13 protein-coding genes and 1 pseudogene are annotated in these 17,629 nt (G+C 66.5%); 6 read left to right on the forward strand and 8 right to left on the reverse strand.

Going from position 1 to position 17,629, the window contains the following annotated elements:
• The first annotated feature begins 200 nt into the window (after window positions 1-200).
• On the forward strand, window positions 201-887 hold the full coding sequence (locus GVL12_RS13365) for a hypothetical protein (RefSeq protein ID WP_159914738.1): 687 nt from the start codon (window positions 201-203) through the stop codon (window positions 885-887).
• Between the two features lie 136 nt (window positions 888-1,023).
• Here GVL12_RS13365 and GVL12_RS13370 read toward each other — a convergent pair whose 3' ends face one another.
• Both GVL12_RS13370 and argA read right to left on the reverse strand, forming a co-directional pair.
• The gene (locus tag GVL12_RS13370; protein WP_200843738.1) at window positions 1,024-1,686 is read right to left on the reverse strand and encodes a glutathione S-transferase; all 663 of its coding nucleotides are present in this window, start codon (window positions 1,684-1,686) and stop codon (window positions 1,024-1,026) included.
• A gap of 106 nt (window positions 1,687-1,792) precedes the next feature.
• The gene (gene argA, locus GVL12_RS13375; protein WP_159914740.1) at window positions 1,793-3,139 is read right to left on the reverse strand and encodes an amino-acid N-acetyltransferase; all 1,347 of its coding nucleotides are present in this window, start codon (window positions 3,137-3,139) and stop codon (window positions 1,793-1,795) included.
• Window positions 3,140-3,341: 202 nt separating this feature from the next.
• Here argA and hrpA point away from each other — a divergent pair, with 202 nt between their 5' ends.
• Window positions 3,342-7,445: an ATP-dependent RNA helicase HrpA gene (gene hrpA / locus GVL12_RS13380; RefSeq protein ID WP_159914742.1), complete on the forward strand. Its 4,104-nt coding sequence runs from the start codon at window positions 3,342-3,344 to the stop codon at window positions 7,443-7,445.
• A 162-nt stretch (window positions 7,446-7,607) separates the two neighbouring features.
• On the opposite strand, the pseudogene GVL12_RS13385 reads toward hrpA, so the two are convergent.
• A pseudogene (locus tag GVL12_RS13385) lies at window positions 7,608-7,755 on the reverse strand (IS5/IS1182 family transposase); the annotation flags it as partial.
• 40 nt (window positions 7,756-7,795) lie between these two features.
• Between GVL12_RS13385 and GVL12_RS13390 the strand changes: the two are divergent.
• Window positions 7,796-7,972 carry a hypothetical protein gene (locus GVL12_RS13390; protein WP_159914744.1) on the forward strand — a complete coding sequence of 59 codons (177 nt, stop codon included), beginning with the start codon at window positions 7,796-7,798 and terminating at the stop codon, window positions 7,970-7,972.
• A 141-nt stretch (window positions 7,973-8,113) separates the two neighbouring features.
• Here the strand turns inward: GVL12_RS13390 and GVL12_RS13395 are convergent, their stop codons facing one another.
• The 4 genes from GVL12_RS13395 to GVL12_RS13410 all read right to left on the reverse strand — a co-directional run bounded on the left by GVL12_RS13395 (window position 8,114) and on the right by GVL12_RS13410 (window position 12,777).
• Window positions 8,114-9,109 carry a tripartite tricarboxylate transporter substrate binding protein gene (locus GVL12_RS13395; protein ID WP_159914746.1) on the reverse strand — a complete coding sequence of 332 codons (996 nt, stop codon included), beginning with the start codon at window positions 9,107-9,109 and terminating at the stop codon, window positions 8,114-8,116.
• Window positions 9,110-9,122: 13 nt separating this feature from the next.
• Complete coding sequence (locus GVL12_RS13400) at window positions 9,123-10,145, reverse strand: tripartite tricarboxylate transporter substrate binding protein (RefSeq protein WP_159914748.1); 1,023 nt, start codon at window positions 10,143-10,145, stop codon at window positions 9,123-9,125.
• A gap of 104 nt (window positions 10,146-10,249) precedes the next feature.
• On the reverse strand, window positions 10,250-11,104 hold the full coding sequence (locus GVL12_RS13405) for a fumarylacetoacetate hydrolase family protein (protein ID WP_159914750.1): 855 nt from the start codon (window positions 11,102-11,104) through the stop codon (window positions 10,250-10,252).
• A gap of 734 nt (window positions 11,105-11,838) precedes the next feature.
• Window positions 11,839-12,777 carry a LysR family transcriptional regulator gene (locus GVL12_RS13410; protein ID WP_159914752.1) on the reverse strand — a complete coding sequence of 313 codons (939 nt, stop codon included), beginning with the start codon at window positions 12,775-12,777 and terminating at the stop codon, window positions 11,839-11,841.
• 158 nt (window positions 12,778-12,935) lie between these two features.
• Here GVL12_RS13410 and GVL12_RS13415 point away from each other — a divergent pair, with 158 nt between their 5' ends.
• The 3 genes from GVL12_RS13415 to GVL12_RS13425 are packed head-to-tail and all read left to right on the forward strand — an operon-like array spanning window position 12,936 to window position 17,095.
• Window positions 12,936-13,904 (forward strand): tripartite tricarboxylate transporter substrate binding protein, encoded by a 969-nt coding sequence (locus GVL12_RS13415; RefSeq protein WP_159914754.1) that lies wholly within the window; start codon window positions 12,936-12,938, stop codon window positions 13,902-13,904.
• Between the two features lie 39 nt (window positions 13,905-13,943).
• Window positions 13,944-15,605 carry a thiamine pyrophosphate-binding protein gene (locus tag GVL12_RS13420; protein ID WP_159914756.1) on the forward strand — a complete coding sequence of 554 codons (1,662 nt, stop codon included), beginning with the start codon at window positions 13,944-13,946 and terminating at the stop codon, window positions 15,603-15,605.
• 47 nt (window positions 15,606-15,652) lie between these two features.
• Window positions 15,653-17,095, forward strand: a complete 1,443-nt coding sequence (locus GVL12_RS13425) for an NAD-dependent succinate-semialdehyde dehydrogenase (protein ID WP_159914758.1) — start codon at window positions 15,653-15,655, stop codon at window positions 17,093-17,095.
• Here the strand turns inward: GVL12_RS13425 and GVL12_RS13430 are convergent, their stop codons facing one another.
• Window positions 17,096-17,590, reverse strand: coding sequence for a pyridoxamine 5'-phosphate oxidase family protein (locus GVL12_RS13430; RefSeq protein WP_159914760.1), 495 nt, complete (start codon window positions 17,588-17,590; stop codon window positions 17,096-17,098).
• Window positions 17,591-17,629 lie beyond the last annotated feature (39 nt).

Genomic DNA, 17,629 nt, shown 5'->3' on the forward strand with positions numbered 1-17,629 from the left:
GCGCAAAGCCCGCAAAGGCCAAGTGCGCAGCCTCTGCGAAGCAGGAACCCACCGAAGTGACTTGTTCAGGCTCAATGCCTGCAATGGGCGCGGTAGGAATCCCCTGCCGTTAGGCAGGGGAGGATGTCAAGATTTCTCTGAACGCTGGTCACGATGCGATATCGCTTAAATTGAAGGCGGCGAATGCAGACGTCAACAAAGTGAATGAAGATGGTCTCTCTGCACTCACCTATGCCGCAACGCATCAGGATTCGGGCGCGATAGACTTTTTACTGAAAGAAAAATTCCAGTTATCGAAGAGCCAGGTATGGGAGGCAATCGGCATCTCTGCCAAGACAAATATTGCTATTTGTTTGACATTGTGGGCAGCTATCGAGAGAAATCCTGAAAATTTCATCGATACCGGCGAAGACCTGGTGATACCTGCCGAAGTGAAGATATTCAAGAATTCTGCGGCTCCCACGCTGGAGAGAGGCGTGGATTATAGTCTTCAAGACAGGAATGTGAGCCCGGCACTGGCTCTTGCGACCAGGCCTGCGCAGGGCGACGCGGCGCAGGGGGGGCAAAGAGCAATGGCCCCGATGGGACGGGTCAACGCGAGTCATGCAGTCTTCGATCATTCCGGCATGGACAAAAAGAGGCCGTTAACGCCTCTTGCGGCAGACGAAAGAAATGAATATGAAGAATTATCTTCCTCTGTCAGGCAAAGGCAAAAAATCGTGAATGAGTCTGCTGCTGATGATGATCTCCACTCCATGGTGCAGCTGTCAGCTGGCGTGATCCCTTCTTCCGCGAATAGCCCTAGAGCTGCGCATCCGGATCGCAATGACATGGCGAACAATTCCATGCAGGATCTGCAAGAGCCCGGGAAAGACAGAATGGCTTGAATCACGACCCGCGCCCTGGAGCGCCCATGCACATGGGCCTGGGCACGGCGCGCCGGAAGCTCACTTCATGGACAGGCCCGAGCCGCGTTGCGGCGCAGCGCAAGCGCCTGTGCACGGTGCTGCGGGGCGGATGTTTTCACTGCGCGCCCGAGACCTGCGCCATGAAGGTCGGGCCGGTCTCGCCGTCGCGCCAGCCGGGGTAGGTTTCCATCACTTCGGCGAACAGCGCCGAATCGATCCAGCGCTGCAGCCAGGCCTGCAGCGCGGGCCAGGGCTGCTCGGCCCACTGGGCTTCGTCTATGCGCGCGAACTGGCGCACGAACGGGCGCAGCGCCATGTCGGCCAGGCTGGGGTGCAGGCCGAACAGATAGCCGGTGTCGGCGAGCTGGTGGTCGAGCGCGGCCAGCCAGGTCAGGGCCTCGGTCTGGGCGTCGTTGACTTGCGCCGCGCTGTAGCGCTCGGGGTACTTGCAGCGGTCGAGCGCGGGCTTGAAGCGCGTGTCGAGATCGTCGATCAGCGCCAGCATGTCGGCTTCGCTGCCTTCGGTCGGCGCGAGCCAGCCGTCGGGGTCGTTCTGGCGCAGCGCCCAGAGCATGATTTCCAGGCTTTGCTCGATCACGCCGTCCGCGTTCACCAGCACCGGCACCGTGCCCTTGGGCGAGGCCTGCAGCAGCGCGTCGGGCTTGGCGCGCAGATTGACTTCGCGCAGCTCGCAGGCAATGCCCGAATGGGCGAGCGCCAGGCGGGCGCGGATGGCATAGGGGCAGCGGCGGAAGGAATAGAGAACGGGCAGGGGCATGGGCAGGAGAATCTGGGCCGGAAGGCGGATCGGTGGGAAGGGCAAGGATGATAGCGCCGGCCGGCAGAGGACGGCTGGCGCGAGGCCATTCGCCCGCTGCGGCGCGTCAGAGCTTCTTTACCAAAACCTGGCTCTTGCGGTCCCAGTTGTACTTGGCCTTGCGCGATTCGGGCAGCCAGTTCGGGTCCACGGGCTGGAAGCCGCGCTTGATGAACCAGTGCATGGTGCGGGTTGTGAGCACGAACAGGCTTTCCAGCCCCTGGTTGCGCGCGCGCTGCTCTATGCGCTTGAGCAGTTTTTCGCCGTCGCCCGTGCCCTGGCTCTTGGGCGAGACCGTGACGGCCGCCATTTCGGCGGTCTTTTCCTTGGGATAGGGGTAGAGTGCGGCGCAGCCGAAGATCACGCCGTCGTGCTCGATCAGCGTGTAGTTGGTGATGTCGCGCTCGATCTCGGTGCGGCTGCGCTTGACCAGCGTGCCGTCGTTCTCGAACGGCTCTATCAGCTGCACGATGCCCGCGACATCGTCGGCCGTGGCTTCGCGCAGCTCTTCGAGCTTTTCGTCGATGACCATGGTGCCTATGCCGTCGTGTACATAGATTTCGAGCAGCAGCGCGCCGTCGACCGCGAACGGCAGGATATGGCTGCGTTCGACGCCGGCCTTGCAGGCCTTGACGCAGTGCTGCAGGTAGAAGGCGGTATCGGTGGGCTGCTGCGGCGCGGGCAGCTGGGCCAGCAGGGATTGGGCCGTCGCCAGCGGCAGCTCGGTGTCTATGGGGTTGTCGTCGCCCGCGGGCTCGAGCGGGTGCTGGTGGATTCCCGGCACTTCGGTCATGAAGATCAGTTTGTCGGCCTTGAGCTCGATCGCCACGCTGGTCGCGACTTCCTCCATGTTCAGGTTGAAGGCTTCGCCCGTGGGTGAGAAGCCGAACGGCGACAGCAACACCATCGCGTCCATGTCCAGCGTCTGGCGAATCGCATTCACATCGACCTTGCGCACCAGGCCCGAGTGCTTGAAATCCACGCCGTCCACAATGCCCACGGGGCGCGCGGTGACGAAGTTGCCGGACAGCACGCGCACCGTCGCGCCGGCCATCGGGGTGTTGGGCAGGCCCTGGCTGAACGCGGCTTCGATTTCATAGCGCAACTGGCCCGCGGCCTCCTGCGCGCAGTCGAGGGCCACCGAGTCGGTGATGCGTATGCCGTGAGAGTACTGCGGCGCATGGCCCTTGGCCAGGAGCTGTTCGTTGACCTGGGGGCGAAAGCCATGGACCAGCACGATGCGCACGCCCATGGCCTGGATCATCGCCAGATCCTGGGCAATGCTGGTGAGCTTGCCGGCCGCGATCGCCTCGCCGGTGATGCCGACGACAAAGGTCTGGTTGCGGAATTTATGGATATAGGGCGCAACCGAACGGAACCAGGGAACGAAGGTGAAGTTGAAAACGGTGGACATGGGCGGGGCGGGCGTGCGGGGCGTAGGGCGGCGATTAGCCTTGTTCGATAAGTGTCGCATCATAAGCACGCAGCGGTCGCCTGCAGGGCGCAGGGCAAAGAAGTTGTTGGCGCGCATCAGTCGCCGCCAGAGTCCTGCGCCGGCTTGGAATAAATGAGGCAGCGCGAGCGCCGCCAGCCCGGCCTGCGGATAATGGCGGGCTATGCCTTTTTCCGATCCGCAGACCGCTGCAGCGCCGCGCGCGTACACCCTTGACTTTCCTGCCTCCCTGCCCGTGTCCACACGGCGCGAGGAGATCATGCGCGCCATGGCGCAGCACCAGGTGATCATCGTCTGCGGCGAGACCGGCTCGGGCAAGACCACGCAGCTGCCGAAAATCGCGCTGGCGCTGGGCCGCGGCAAGTGCAACGCTCCGGCCGGCAGCCAGGGCAAGCTGATAGGCCACACCCAGCCGCGGCGCATTGCCGCGAGCTCGGTGGCCAAGCGCATCGCCGAGGAACTCAAGACGCCGCTGGGCGGCGTGGTCGGCTACAAGGTGCGCTTCCAGGACCGGCTGTCCAAGGACACCACGGTCAAGCTGATGACCGACGGCATCCTGCTGGCCGAAACCCAGACCGACCCGCTGCTCAAGGCCTACGACACGCTGATCATCGACGAGGCGCACGAACGCAGCCTCAACATCGACTTCCTGCTCGGCTATCTGCGCCAGATCCTGCCCAAGCGCCCCGACCTCAAGGTGGTCGTGACCTCGGCAACCATCGATGCCGACCGCTTTGCGCGCCACTTTGCATCGAGCACGGGCCCGGCGCCGGTGATCATGGTCTCGGGCCGCACGTTTCCGGTCGAGCAGCGCTACCGGCCGTTCGAGGAAAGTCGTGACTACGGCCTCAACGAAGCGATTGCCGACGGCGTCGACGAACTCTGGGCCGGCGGGCGCGGCGGCGACATCCTGGTGTTCCTGCCGGGCGAGCGCGAAATCCGCGAAGCCGCCGACCATCTGCGCCGCCACCTGCAGCACCAGCCCGTGCTGCGCGGCGCCGAAGTGCTGCCGCTGTTTTCGCGCCTCTCGCAGGCCGAGCAGGACCGCATTTTCGAAGGCCATACGGGCCGGCGCATCGTGCTGGCGACCAACGTCGCCGAAACCTCGCTCACCGTGCCCGGCATACGCTATGTGATCGACGCGGGCACGGCGCGCGTCAAGCGCTACAGCTTCCGCAGCAAGGTCGAGCAGTTGCTGGTCGAGCCCATCAGCCAGGCCGCGGCCAACCAGCGCGCGGGCCGCTGCGGGCGTGTGGCCGACGGCATCTGCATACGCCTTTATGACGAGACCGATTTCGGCACGCGCCCGGCGTTCACCGACCCCGAAATCCTGCGCAGCTCGCTGGCCGGCGTGATCCTGCGCATGAAGTCGCTGGGCCTGGGCGACGTGGTGAACTTCCCGTTCCTCGAAGCGCCTTCGGGCCGGGCGATCGCCGACGGCTACCAGTTGCTGGCCGAGCTGGGCGCGGTGACCGACCACGGCGACATCACGCCCATGGGCCAGGAGCTGTCGCGCCTGCCGCTGGACCCGCGCGTGGGCCGCATGATTCTCGAAGCGCGTGCGCGCGGCGCCGTCGCCGAAGTGCTGGTGATCGCCTCGGCACTGTCGGTGCAGGACGTGCGCGACCGGCCTATAGAGGCCCAGCAGCAGGCCGACCAGCAGCACGCCAAGTTCGACGACGAGAAAAGCGAATTCAGCGGCTATCTGCGGCTGTGGAAATGGCTGCAGGACGCGCGCGGCGGCAAGGTCGTCGCGCAAAGCCGCCGCGAGATGGCCAGCCAGGCCGCGCCCGCGCCCAAGGCCTCGGCGCGCAACGCGGCTTTCCTGCCCGTGGCCCAGCGCAGCACGGGCGCCCAGTCGCCCGCCGACGCGGCGGGCGTGGCAGCCCCGGCCTGGAAGCCCGACGCGGGCGTGCCCGTGCCGGCCGACGACGCCACGCACAAGATCAGCAACCGCCAGTGGGAGCAGCTGCTGCGCCAGAACTTCATCAACATCCGCCGCGTGCGCGAGTGGCGCGACATCTATTCGCAGCTGCTCACCGTCGTGAAGGAGCAGCGCTGGCAGATCAACACCCAGCCCGCGGGCTACGAGGCGCTGCACCTGTCCATGCTCTCGGGCCTGCTGGGCAACCTCGGCTACAAGGGCGACGAAAGCGACAGCTACCTGGGCGCGCGCGGCATACGCTTTCACCCGCACCCGGGCGCGCATCTGTCCAAGAAGCCCGGCCGCTGGATTGTCGCGGCCGAACTCGTCGAGACTTCGCGGCTTTACGGCCGGGGCATCGCGGCCGTGGAGCCGGTGTGGCTGGAGGAAGTCGGCGCCCATCTGCTGAAGAAACAGTTGCTCGACCCGCATTGGGAAAAGAAGAGCGCCGATGTGGTCGCGCTCGAGCGCGCGACGCTGTACGGCCTCGTGGTCTACAACGGCCGGCGCACCAGCTTCGGCAAGGTCGATCCGCAGTCGGCGCGCGAGCTGTTCATCCGCCAGGCGCTGGTCGACGGCGGCTGGGACACGCGCCTGCCTTTCCTGCAGGCCAACCGCAAGCTGGTCGCCAAGATCGAGGAGATGGAGCACAAGTCGCGCCGCCAGGACGTGCTGGTCGACGACGAGCTGATCTACGCGTTCTATGACCAGCAACTGCCCCAGGACGTGTTCAGCGGCGCAACCTTCGAGCGCTGGTTCCAGACCGCAAGCCGCGAGAACGCCGACCTGTTGCGCCTCACGCGCGACGAACTCATGCGCCACGAGGCCGCGGGCATCACCACCCAGGCGTTTCCCAAGGTCATCAAGCTCGGCGGCGTCGATTGCGCGGCCCAGTACCTGCATTCGCCGGGCGACGCGCGCGACGGCGTCACCGTGACGGTGCCGCTGTTCGTGCTCAACCAGGTCAGCGAGGAACGCGCCGAATGGCTGGTGCCGGGCATGCTCAAGGACAAGATCCAGGCACTGCTCAAGAGCCTGCCCCAGCGCCCGCGCAGCCGCTTCGTGCCGCTGCCCGAAAACGCGCAGCGCCTGGCCGCGCTGCTGTGCGCGCCCGAGCGCTTCGTGCAGGGCGGGCTGATAGACGCGCTGCTCAAGCAGGTGCGCGATGAAACCTCGCTGGACGTCAAGCGCGCCGACTTCAAGCTCGACATGCTGAGCCCGCACCTGTTCATGAACTTCCGCGTGACCGACGAGCATGGCCGCCAGCTGGGCCAGGGCCGCAACCTGGGCGCGCTCAAGGCCCAGTTGGGCGCCAAGGCGCGCGGCGCGTTCCAGGCGCTGGCCGGAATGAAGCTTGCGAACGTGCTGGAAGACGGCGCGCCCGCGGCTGCACCCGTGGCCGCCAAGCCTGCGGGCAAGGCCCAGGCTGCGGCGCCCGCCGGCAAGACTCCGGCGCAGACCGCGGCCAAGCCGGCCAGCGATGCGCCCGCGGCCGGCCAGCGCTACACCCAGTGGAGCTTTGGCACGCTGCCCGAGCTGATGGAAATCCGCCAGGGTGCGCAGTCGCTGGTGGGCTTTCCGGCGCTGATCGACCACGGCGATGCCGTGGGCATCGAAGTCTTCGACGAGCCCGAAGTCGCAGCCGCCAGGCACCGCGCGGGCCTGCGGCGCCTGTTCGCGCTGCAGATCAAGGACGCGCTCAAGTACCTCGAGAAGAACATTCCCGACCTGCAGAAAATGGCCGTGGCCTTCATGCCGCTGGGCACGCAGGAGGAACTGCGCCAGCAGATCATCGATGTCGCGCTGGACCGGGCTTTCGTGCTCGATCCGCAGCCCACCAATGCCGCCGAATTCACCCAGCGCGTGCAGGACGGGCGCGGCCGGCTGACGCTGATCGCCAACGAGGTCGCGCGCCTGGCAGGCGCCATCCTGGTCGAGTACTCGGCCGCGGCGCGCAAGATCAAGGACACGAAGAACGCGCCCGAGGCCACGGCCGACGCCCAGCAGCAGCTGCAAAAGCTCATGCCCAGGCAGTTCATCGCCGCCGCGCCCTGGGTGCAGCTGGCCCACTTCCCGCGCTATCTCAAGGCCATTACGCTGCGCCTGGACAAGTGGCGCGCCGACCCCGCGCGCGACGCGGCGCGGCTGGCCGAGCTGCGCCCGCACGAGCAGCGCTACTGGCGGCTGGTGGCCGACCGCAAGGGCCAGGTCGATGCGCGCATGCAGGAATACCGCTGGATGCTCGAAGAGCTGCGCGTGGGCTTTTTCGCCCAGGAGCTGCGCACGCCGTATCCGGTCAGCGTCAAGCGCCTGGACAAGCTCTGGGCGCAACTGCAGCGGTGAACTGCAAGCACCCCCTGAGCGGCCTGCGCCGCTTGGGCGCAATGCGGTCCACTTGGCGCGGATTTCGGGAGCATTGAAGGCCACACGGGGCGGGTCGGCGACCGTCCATGCCCCGACGGGGCGAAGGGCCCTTTAGAACGTGAACACGTTCTTAGAACGTGTTCAAAGTTTCCTGGGCAAGAGAGCCGAGTTGACGAACTGCAAGCTGGTGCTGAGCCAGCGCTCGCAGTTCTTCCACAGCCGCCAGTTCTTGTCCAGCCACGATCCAGCGCTTGGGCATCACCTTGAAGGTGTGCGACTCGCTTCTTCGGCCTTGAGCGAGCCCGCGCTGGACGCCGTGCGGCGTCATCGTGCCAGCCGGTGCGGATGCAGGCGCGCAGGGCTGGGAAGACCTGGACGGCAAGTTCCTGCCGTTCATGGACCGGCACGGCATCGAGACCCTGCTGGTGCGGCCCGATTTCTACCTCTATGGTGCGGTCGGCGCCGCAGAGAGCCCTGAGGCCTTGATCCTGGAGGCTGCGGCATAGCTGGCGAAGGCCGGCTTGAAAGGGGCCGAACCGGCCGCGGCCTGACCCGGTTCGCCAGCGGGGCTCACTGGAGCCCCATCAACAGTGAAGCCGGCGTGCCTGAGCACGCCGGCTTCACTTCTTGCGCCGTCCCGGTTCTTTTCAGTTCGGCTCGACGCCGATCTTCTTGGCCAGGCCCTCGTAGAGCTGCGTCTCCGAGTCGTAGAACTTCGCCACGTCCGGCAGGCTGTTGGCGGTCACGAGCTCCATGCCGGTGGAGCTCACGTACTCGCGGAACGAATCGTCCTGCATGGCGGCCACGATGGCCTGGTTGAGCCGGGCGACGGTGGCTTCGGGCGTCTTGGCGGGCACGAGGAAGGCGATCCAGGTGCCGTAGACGAAGTCGGCCAGCTTCTTGTCGGAGGCCGCGAGGGCGGGCACCTGGGGCAAGGCGGGGCTGGGCTGGGCGCCGGTGGTGGCGAAGGCGCGCACCTTGCCGGATTCGATCATCTGCAGCGTGGCGCCGCCCAGCGGCAGAAAGCTCAGGTCGATCTGTCCGCTCATCAGGTCCTGCACCACGGGCGGCACGCCGCGATAGACCACGTGGTTGATGCCCGATCCGCTCTGGCGCGCCCATTGCTCGCCCAGCAGGTGGATCATCGAGCCGGGCCCGATGTGGCCGAAGTTCAGGCCCTGGCTGCCTGCGGCCTGGGTGTGGGCCGCCAGCTCGCTCAGGTTGCGCGCCGGCAGCTTCGTGCTGCCGGTCAGGATGTAGGGCAGGCGCGCGACCAGCGCCACCGCACGCATGTCCTTGGCGCTGTACTTGACGTGCCGCAGCGTGAACGGCGTCAGGATGGGCTCGGTCTGCGAGGCGATCAGCAGCATGTTCCCGTCGGCCGGCGCATTCAGCAAGCGCTGGGTGCCGATGGAGCCCCCCGCGCCGGGCTGGTTCTCGACGATGACGGGGCGCTGCAGCTGGGCCTGCAGAAGCGGCTGGATCTTGCGCGCCACGCCATCGGTGGGGTTGCCGGCGGGCTGCGGCACCATGATGGACAGCGGCCGTGCCTGGCCTTGCGCACTCGCGCTGGCCGGCGCCAGCGACGCCAGCAGGGTCGGCAGGGCCAGCGCGAGGCCGGCCAGGGTCTGGGTCTTTGTCATGGGTGAAGTCCCTTCAGTCCAGTTTCAACTGGGCCACCATGGGGCGGAACTGCGCCAGTTGCTTGTTGAGCAGCTCCGTTTGCTCCGCCGGGCTGCTGCCTCGGGGCTCGGCCGCCAGTGCGGCCATGCGCTGCTGCAGGGCCGGGCTCTTGACGGCCTTGAGCACGGATTGCTGGATTTTTTGCACCACGTCGCGCGGCGTCTTCGTCGGGGCGAGCAATCCGTTCCAGCCCTCTGTCTCTATGCCTGCCAGGCCGAGCTCGCGCACCGTGGGCACCTCGGGCAGCGAGGGGGAGCGCGCGGGCGACGTGACGGCCAGCGGCTTGAGCGATCCGGCCCGGATGTCGGGCAAGGAGGTGGACAGCTGGTCACCGCCCATATGGATGCGCCCCGCCAGCATTTCCTGCTTCAAGGGCGCGGCGCCCTTGAAGGGAACGTGCGTCAGCGAGGTTTTCGTTTCCTGCTGAAGCCATTCGCCCACCACGTGTAGGTAGGAGCCCGGACCGGTGCTTCCGTACACATAGTGGGTGCCGGCGTCGTTGCGGGCCAGATTCAGGAAGCCCTTCAGGTCCTTGGCATCGACCGAAGGGTTGGCGGTGATGACCAGGGGCACGCCCGCCACAATGCTGACCCCTTGGAAATCGGCGACCGGGTCGAAAGTCAGGCGCTTGGCACGTTCGGCCACCAGGGCGGCCAGCGGGACGGAGATGTTGCCCATCAGCAGCGTATAGCCATCGGGGGCGGCCTTGGCCACGAGGTCGGCCCCCAGCAGGCTGCCGGCGCCGGGCCGGTTCTCGATGACCACCGGCTGCCCCAGTTCCTGGGACATCGGGGGGGCGATCAGGCGCGCCAGCAGATCGGTGGTTCCGCCTGCCGGGAAGGGGACCACGATCTTGATCGGGCGCGCGGGCCAGTCCTGGCAGAAGGCCAGTGGCGTGCCCAGCATCAGGCCGCATGCGGCCAGGGCCTGGAACAGGCGCCGCTTTCCGGCATTCACCGGCGCTGTGCGGGCAGCGCCGCAGAGGGGTTCGAACATTCTTTGTCCTTCGGGTCGGTCGGTTCTGGAGGCGTTGGGGAAGGGCGCAGGCCTGCCGCGCAAGCGCGGCGACCCGCGCCTACGGCACTGGCCAGGCCAGCGGTTCAGCCGGCCTTTTGCTCGTCCTGGATGCGGTTGCGCAGCAGGCCGATGCGTTCGATCTCGACTTCGACGACGTCGCCGTGCTTCATGTAGAGCTTGGGCGTGCGGCCGAAGCCCACGCCCGCCGGCGTGCCCGAGAAGATGACGTCGCCGGCCTGCAGCGTGATCGCCTCGCTGATGGTCGAGATGGTGGTGGCCACGTCGAACAGCATGTCGCGCGTGTTGGACGACTGCATCGTCTGGCCATTCAGGCGCGTTTCGATCTTCAGGCCCGCGCCGCCCGCGGGCAGCTCGTCGGCCGTGACCACGTAGGGGCCCCAGGTTCCCGTGCCATCGAAGTTCTTGCCGACGGTCCATTGGGGCGACTTGAACTGGTATTCGCGCACCGAGATCTCGTTGCCCACGGCATAGCCGAACACGCAGTCCAGTGCCTTGTCCTTGGGAATGTGGCGCCCGCCGCTGCGCAGCACCACCACCATCTCGCCCTCGAAGTCCAGCGAATCGCTGACCAGCGGGCGCTCGACCACGGCGTCGTGGGCGCCCAGGCTGGTGGATGCGCGCAGGAACAGCGTGGGGTAGTCCGGTTGCTCATACGGACTCTCCTTGGTGTGGTCGGCGTAGTTCAGTCCGACGCAGAAGGTCTTGGGCGGCTCCTGGGAGGGCGCCAGGAAAGTGGCGTCGGCGGGGGCGATGAACTGGGTCGCTTCGGCCGCCAGTCGCGCCAGATCCTGGGAGGTCTTTCCCTGGCGCAGCAACGTGCCCAGGTCGACGCCCGGTTCGGCCAGCAGGGCCAGGCCCTGATCGGTGAGCGCGGCCGCGCGCGCAGCGCCGTTGACGAGGAGGGTGGCGAGCTTCATGGGGGTTCCTTGCTTGGACAGATGAGGAGGGTTCCAATAATTATATATTTTCATAAAAAATATATAGATTATGGATTTCCCTACATGATCTGACTTCATGCATTCTTCGCCTGCGATTCGTGGTGTGCAGCCACGCATCTCCTGTCGCACTGCTGCCTCCGCGCTGACCAACGGCATCCGTGCGGACCTCATCAAAGGCAGCCTGCCGCCCGGTGCGCGAGGCTTTGTCGCGCCTGGCCAGCGGCGGCTTCGTGGTGACAGAGGACCAGCGCGGATTCCGGGTGGCCGATGTGTCGGCGCAGGAACTGCACGCCATCATCGAGACCCGCGTGCTCGTGGGGTGCGAGGCGCGCCTGATGGGGGCGCACTACCGGCTCGGCCGGCTAGCTCCAAGTGGCCGAACAACCTTTCGGAGCTGCTGCGCGACCAGACGGCGCGCTACCGGCACCTGTCCGTTGTCCAGGCGCCGGCTTCGGAGGGCAAGGCGGCGTTATTCCCGGAAAATCCAGCCACGACTTCGCAGCGGAGCACCGCCAACTGCTGGAAGCCACCCTGGCCCGTGATGCCGGGCTCGCCACGCAACTCCTGGCCGAGCACCTGCGCAGCACGACGCAGCGGGTGCTGGCGAAATCCTGAACCTCGACAAGCGCCTGAACCCGGCCGGCAGCCGCCCGGGAACGGGAGGTCAGGTGGCGCATCTGCGACAGGAATAGGAATGAAAGTTGTTCTTAGATCTAAGCCGTTCCTGGCGGGCTTGCCGCACCAGGCCAGCGGCCACTGTCGACGAGCGTGCCGAGCTGTATGGCGACCACGCGGTGCACGCGCCATGCATTGTGGGCGCTGAGCAGCGTCTTGCCGGGGACGAAGGCGATGGTGCGCTGGATTTCCTCATCCCTGAGCTCAAAGGCCTGCAGCACGCCTTGGGACACATCATTGAGCACGGCGGCCAGCGGCAGGATGGTGCAGCCACACCCCTGGCGAACCAGCTCCAGCGTGATGTCGATGGAGCTGTCGCTTTCCAGCACGATGCGGGGCTGGAAATCATGGCGTGCGGCAATGCTTTCCACCAGTACGCGCAGCCCATGCTTGGTGCCGGGCAATATCAGGGGGATGTCTTCGAGGTTCTCGAAGAACCATTGCTGGCGTTCGCTACGAAAGCTCGCGGGTGTGATGAGGCAGATGCGCTCCGTGGCCAGCGGCTCGTAGTGCAGGGTATTGAGCGATGCGGGCTTGTACATGATCGCGGCGTCGATCTCGCCCTGGTTGATCTGCTCCAGGATGCTGCTGGCCAGTCCCTCGGTGAACTTGATGCGCGTGGCGGGAAACTCCCTGCGCAGCGCATGGTAGAGCCCGCCGAAGAGCAGCTTGGCGATGGTCGGCTGGGCTGCCAGGTGCAAGGTGGCCGGCCCCGTATCGTGCAAGGCGGCAAGCGCGCCCTGGGCTTGATCGAGCAATTCCCGCACCTGCAGCGCATAGCGCTTGAGCGTTTCGCCGTGCGCCGTCGTGCTCACTCCGCGGCCGCTGCGATGGAAAAGCCTGCAGCCCAGGCGTTGCTCCATCTGGCTGATCCGGCGGCTGAGGGTGGAGACGTCACAGCCCAGTTTCAGCGCGACGGCGGACAGGCTGCCTGCTGCGGCGATCAGCTCGAACAAGTTCAGATCTTCGGAGTTCATGGCCCCAAGGGTAATGCAGGGCCTGTCTTTCGCTGATCGGCCCGGGGTTTGTTTTTTCTGCAAACCAGTTTTGTCGTGCGTTGCGCCCGGGGTGGGCGCCCGAGAATGGCTGACCCTGACCGAGGGCAAGAACGCAGATTCAAAAAATGGAGACAAGAATGCTCAACCGTAAGCTCAAGAACAGCGTGTGCGCGCTGGTTCTGACCACCATGGCCGCAGCCGCCTGGGCCTGGCCCGACAAACCTGTGACCATCGTGGTGCCCTGGCCTCCGGGCGGCCCGTCCGATATTGCCGCGCGGCCGATGGCCAAAGGGCTGGGCGAGGCGCTCAAGCAACCGTTCCTGATCGAGAACAAGCCCGGGGCCGGCGGCAACATCGGCACGGCGGCGGTCGCGCATGGCAACCCCGACGGCCACACGCTGCTGATCACGGCCAGCGGACCCATCGTGATCAACAAGCACCTGTACAAGAAGATGCCGTTCGATCCGCAAAAGCAGCTGCAACCGGTCAGCAACCTGCTGCGCGTGGCCCAGGTGCTGGTGGTGCATCCCTCGCTGCCGGTGAACAATCTGCGTGAGTTGATGGACTACATCCAGCAGCAGAAGGGAAGCTTTTCCTGGGCATCCGCCGGCAATGGCACGACACAGCACATGACGGGCGCATTGTTCCAGGAGCGCACGGGCCTGAACATGAAGCACATTCCCTATCGCGGCTCGGCGCCCGCGATCACGGACCTGGTGGGGGGACATGTTCCCATGCTGATCGACAGCACGATTGCGGTGGTGCCGATGATCAAGTCCGGCAAGGCCAAGGCCATTGCGGTGTCCGGCAAGCAGCGCTCGCCCCATTTGCCCGATGTTCCTACGTTCCAGGAGTCGGGCCTGGCAAGCTTCGAGTCCTATGCCTGGTACGGCCTGTTTGCCCCCGCCAATATCCCCCAGTCCGCCCTGGGCCAGCTCAGCCAGGCGGCGCAGACCTATATGAAATCCGCGGAGTTCCAGCGGGTGATTGCCGACACCGGCTCGGACCAGGTCGCGTCCGATCCTGCCACCTTCTCGGCATTCATCCAGGAGGAGGCCGCGCGCTGGGAAAAGCTCGCGCCCACCCTCAACCTGTCCCTGGATTGACGCACGCAACCCCCATTCCAAGTGAGTGAAAGTCTTGTCATGAGCGAACAACAAATAAACGGTGGCGCACTGCTTGTCCAGGCATTGCAAAGCAACCAGGTGGATACGGTCTATTGCGTTCCGGGAGAGAGCTATCTGCCGGTGCTGGACGCACTCTACGAGCACCCCGGCATGAAGACGATTGTCAGCAAGCATGAAGGCGCTGCGTCCAACATGGCGGACGCCTATGGAAAGCTGACGGGCAGGCCGGGCATCGTCTTCGTGACGCGCGGGCCGGGCGCGACGCATGCGAGCAATGGGGTGCACACCGCCATGCAGGACTCGACGCCCATGATCCTGTTCATCGGCCAGGTCGGCTCGGACGTCAAGGAGCGCGAGGCGTTCCAGGAGATCAACTACCGCAGCATGTTTGGCGATGTGGCGAAATGGGCCACGGAGATCGATTCGATAGAGCGCATTCCCGAGATCGTGAACCGCGCATTCAGCGTGGCGATGTCCGGGCGCAAGGGGCCGGTGGTGATCGGCCTGCCCGAGGATGTGCTGTTCGGCATGACGCAGGCCTTGCCGGCATTGGCACCGGCGAAGACGGTGGAGGCCGCACCCTGTGCCCTGGCATTGCAGGCGCTGCAAGAGGAGCTGCAGCAGGCCCGCCGCCCCTTGGTGGTGGTCGGCGGCACCGGGTGGACCGAGCAGGCCAGCGCGGATCTGCAGCGCTTTGTGCAGGCCCATCAGCTTCCGGTGGCCGCAGGGTTCAGGCGCCAGGACATCCTGGACAACCGCGATCCGCATTATGTGGGGCAGCTGGGGCTGGGCATCTCGCCGGCGCTGGCCGAGACCGTCCAGCAGGCGGACCTGCTGATCGTGGTGGGCAGCCGCCTGTCGGAGGTGACGTCGGGTGCCTATGCGCTGATTCGCAGCCCCCGGCCGGCCCAGCGGCTGGTGCATGCGCATGCGGATGCGCAGGAACTCAATCGCGTCTTCCAGTGCGACGTCCCGGTGCAGGCCGGCGTGGCGGCGATGGCCCAGGCATTGGCGCGCCTGCCCGTTCCCGGCCAGATCGCCGGGCGCGAGACCTGGCTGCAGGAGGCCCGGAAGAACTACGAGCAGCACAACACTCCCTTGCCGCGCCAGCCGCAGCAGACGGGGGTGAGCCTGGCCCATGTCATGGGCTACCTGAACCAGCATTTGCCAGAGGATGCGATCCTCACCAACGGCGCCGGCAACTACACCGTCTGGTTGCACCGCTTCTATCAGTACAAGAAGCTGGCCACCGAACTGGCGCCCACCAATGGCGCCATGGGCTACGGCCTGCCAGCGGCGATTGCCGCCAAGCTGCACGCGCCCGAGCGTACGGTGGTCTGCTTTGCCGGCGACGGCTGCTTTCTGATGTACCCCCAGGAGCTGGCCACGGCCAAGCAGTTCGGGGCCAACGTGATCGTGATCGTGGTCAACAACGGCATGTATGGAACGATACGCATGCACCAGGAGCGCGAGTTCCCGGGCCGGGTGAGCGCCACCGATCTTGAGGGCCCGGACTTTGTCCTGCTGGCGCAGGCATTCGGCGCGCATGGCGAGCGTGTGGAAACCGATGACGCCTTTGCCCCGGCCTTCGAACGGGCCATGGCCTCGGGAAAGCCGGCGCTGATCGAGCTGCGCACCGACCCGGCCCAGATCGGTCCGCAAGCGCGCCTTGCCGCATGAGCCGGGCGACACCGCATCCAGGCAATCCACAGAACATGGGCTTTCCAATGCAGCATTCCTATACCGACACGCGCCTGTTGATCGACGGGCAATGGGTGGACGCCGCCAGCGGCAGGACCATCGCCGTGCGCAACCCCGCCACGGGCCAGGTCATCGGCCATGTGGCCCATGCCGGCATCCCCGAACTCGACCGTGCGCTGGCCGCCGCCCAGAAGGGCTTCGAAGTCTGGCGCGACACGTCGGCGCACGAGCGCGGCGCCGCCATGCGCCGCGCCGCCGGCCTGCTGCGCGAGCGCGCAGACCAGATCGCCCGCCTGCTGACCCAGGAGCAGGGCAAGCCCCTGGCCGAAGCCAGGGGCGAGGTGCTGGCCGGCGTGGGCATCATCGAATGGTTTGCCGACGAGGCCATGCGCCTGTACGGGCGCATCGTGCCCGCGCGCCGCCTCGACGTGCAGCAGCAGGTCATCAAGGAGCCCGTGGGGCCCGTGGCGGCCTTCACGCCCTGGAATTTCCCGGTCAACCAGATCGTGCGCAAGCTCGGTGCGGCGCTGTCCACGGGCTGCTCCTTCCTGTGCAAGGCGCCCGAGGAAACCCCGGCCTCGCCCGCAGCCCTGTTCCAGTGCTTCGTGGACGCGGGCGTGCCCGCAGGGGTGCTGGGGCTGGTCTATGGGGACCCGGCCGAAATCTCCGCCTACCTGATTGCCCACCCCGTGATCCGCAAGGTCACCTTCACCGGCTCGACTCCCGTGGGCAAGCAGCTGGCCGCGCTGGCAGGCGCGCACATGAAGCGCTGCACCATGGAGCTGGGCGGCCACGCCCCGGTCATCGTGGCGGAGGACGCCGATGTCGCGCTGGCCGTCCAGGCCGCCGGCGCGTCCAAGTTCCGCAACGCCGGCCAGGTCTGCATCTCGCCCACGCGTTTCCTGGTGCACAGCAGCTTGCGCGAGGCCTTCACCCAGGGCCTGCTGCGGCATGCCGAGTCGCTCAAGGTGGCCAACGGCCTGGACGAGGGCACGCAGATGGGCCCGCTGGCCAATCCGCGCCGCATCGCGGCCATGAAGGCCCTGGTGGCCGATGCCCAGGCACAAGGCGCCAAGCTGCTGACCGGCGGCGAGGCCCTGGGCAGCGCCGGCAACTTCTTTGCCCCCACGGTGCTGGCCGACGTGCCGCTGCAGGCCGACGTGTTCAACCACGAACCCTTCGGCCCCGTGGTGGCACTGCGCAGCTTCGAGCGCATCGAGGAGGCGATCGCCGAGGCCAACCGCCTGCCGTTCGGCCTGGCCTCCTATGCATTCACCGGCTCGCTCAAGACCGCCCACCTGCTGTCGCGCCGTGTCGAGGCCGGCATGCTGTGGATCAACCAGCCGGCGGTGGCGTCGGCCGAAATGCCTTTTGGCGGCGTCAAGGATTCGGGCTACGGTTCGGAAGGGGGGCCCGAGGCCCTGGATGCCTACCTCGTGCCCAAGGCCGTGTCGATTGCCATGGTCTGATCAATGGGGTGAGGCCAGCACGGCGCGCAATTCGGCCTGGTCCACATTGCGCACCGCGCCAAAGCCGGCGATATGGCGCGCCTGCTCGGGAACGATGCAGACAATGCGAAAGTCACCGAGCTGCGCCATGCTCGCGGCGTCCGGAAAGCGCCGCAGGTAGGCGTAGCGCGCGCTGCCCCAGGCGGACGAGCCCGGCGTGGGCGTCCTCGCCTGGCCGACGATGGATACGCGTTCATGGATATGCACGACCTGCTGCGAGGCATCGCTTTGGGCGACCAGCAGGCTGACTTCGGAATGGGCGAGCATTTGCCGGGAGTGTGCCGCGCTGGCGCTGACCAGCAGCACCAGGCACTCTGCGAGGCCATCGATCGCATACGGCACCAGCGCCAGCCCGGGCGCCTCGTCAGTGTGCAGCGACTGCGTACCCAGCGTGGCAGTGCGCCGCGTGTGGAGCAGGACGCGCAGCGTTTGTGTGGGGCGTGGAGCGAGGGTCATGATCGTGATCCGGTGGGGACACACCCAGGCACAGGCGTG

Origin of the sequence: Pantoea sp. 18069 (genome assembly GCF_902706035.1) — a bacterium.
GTDB lineage: Bacteria > Pseudomonadota > Gammaproteobacteria > Burkholderiales > Burkholderiaceae_C > Comamonas.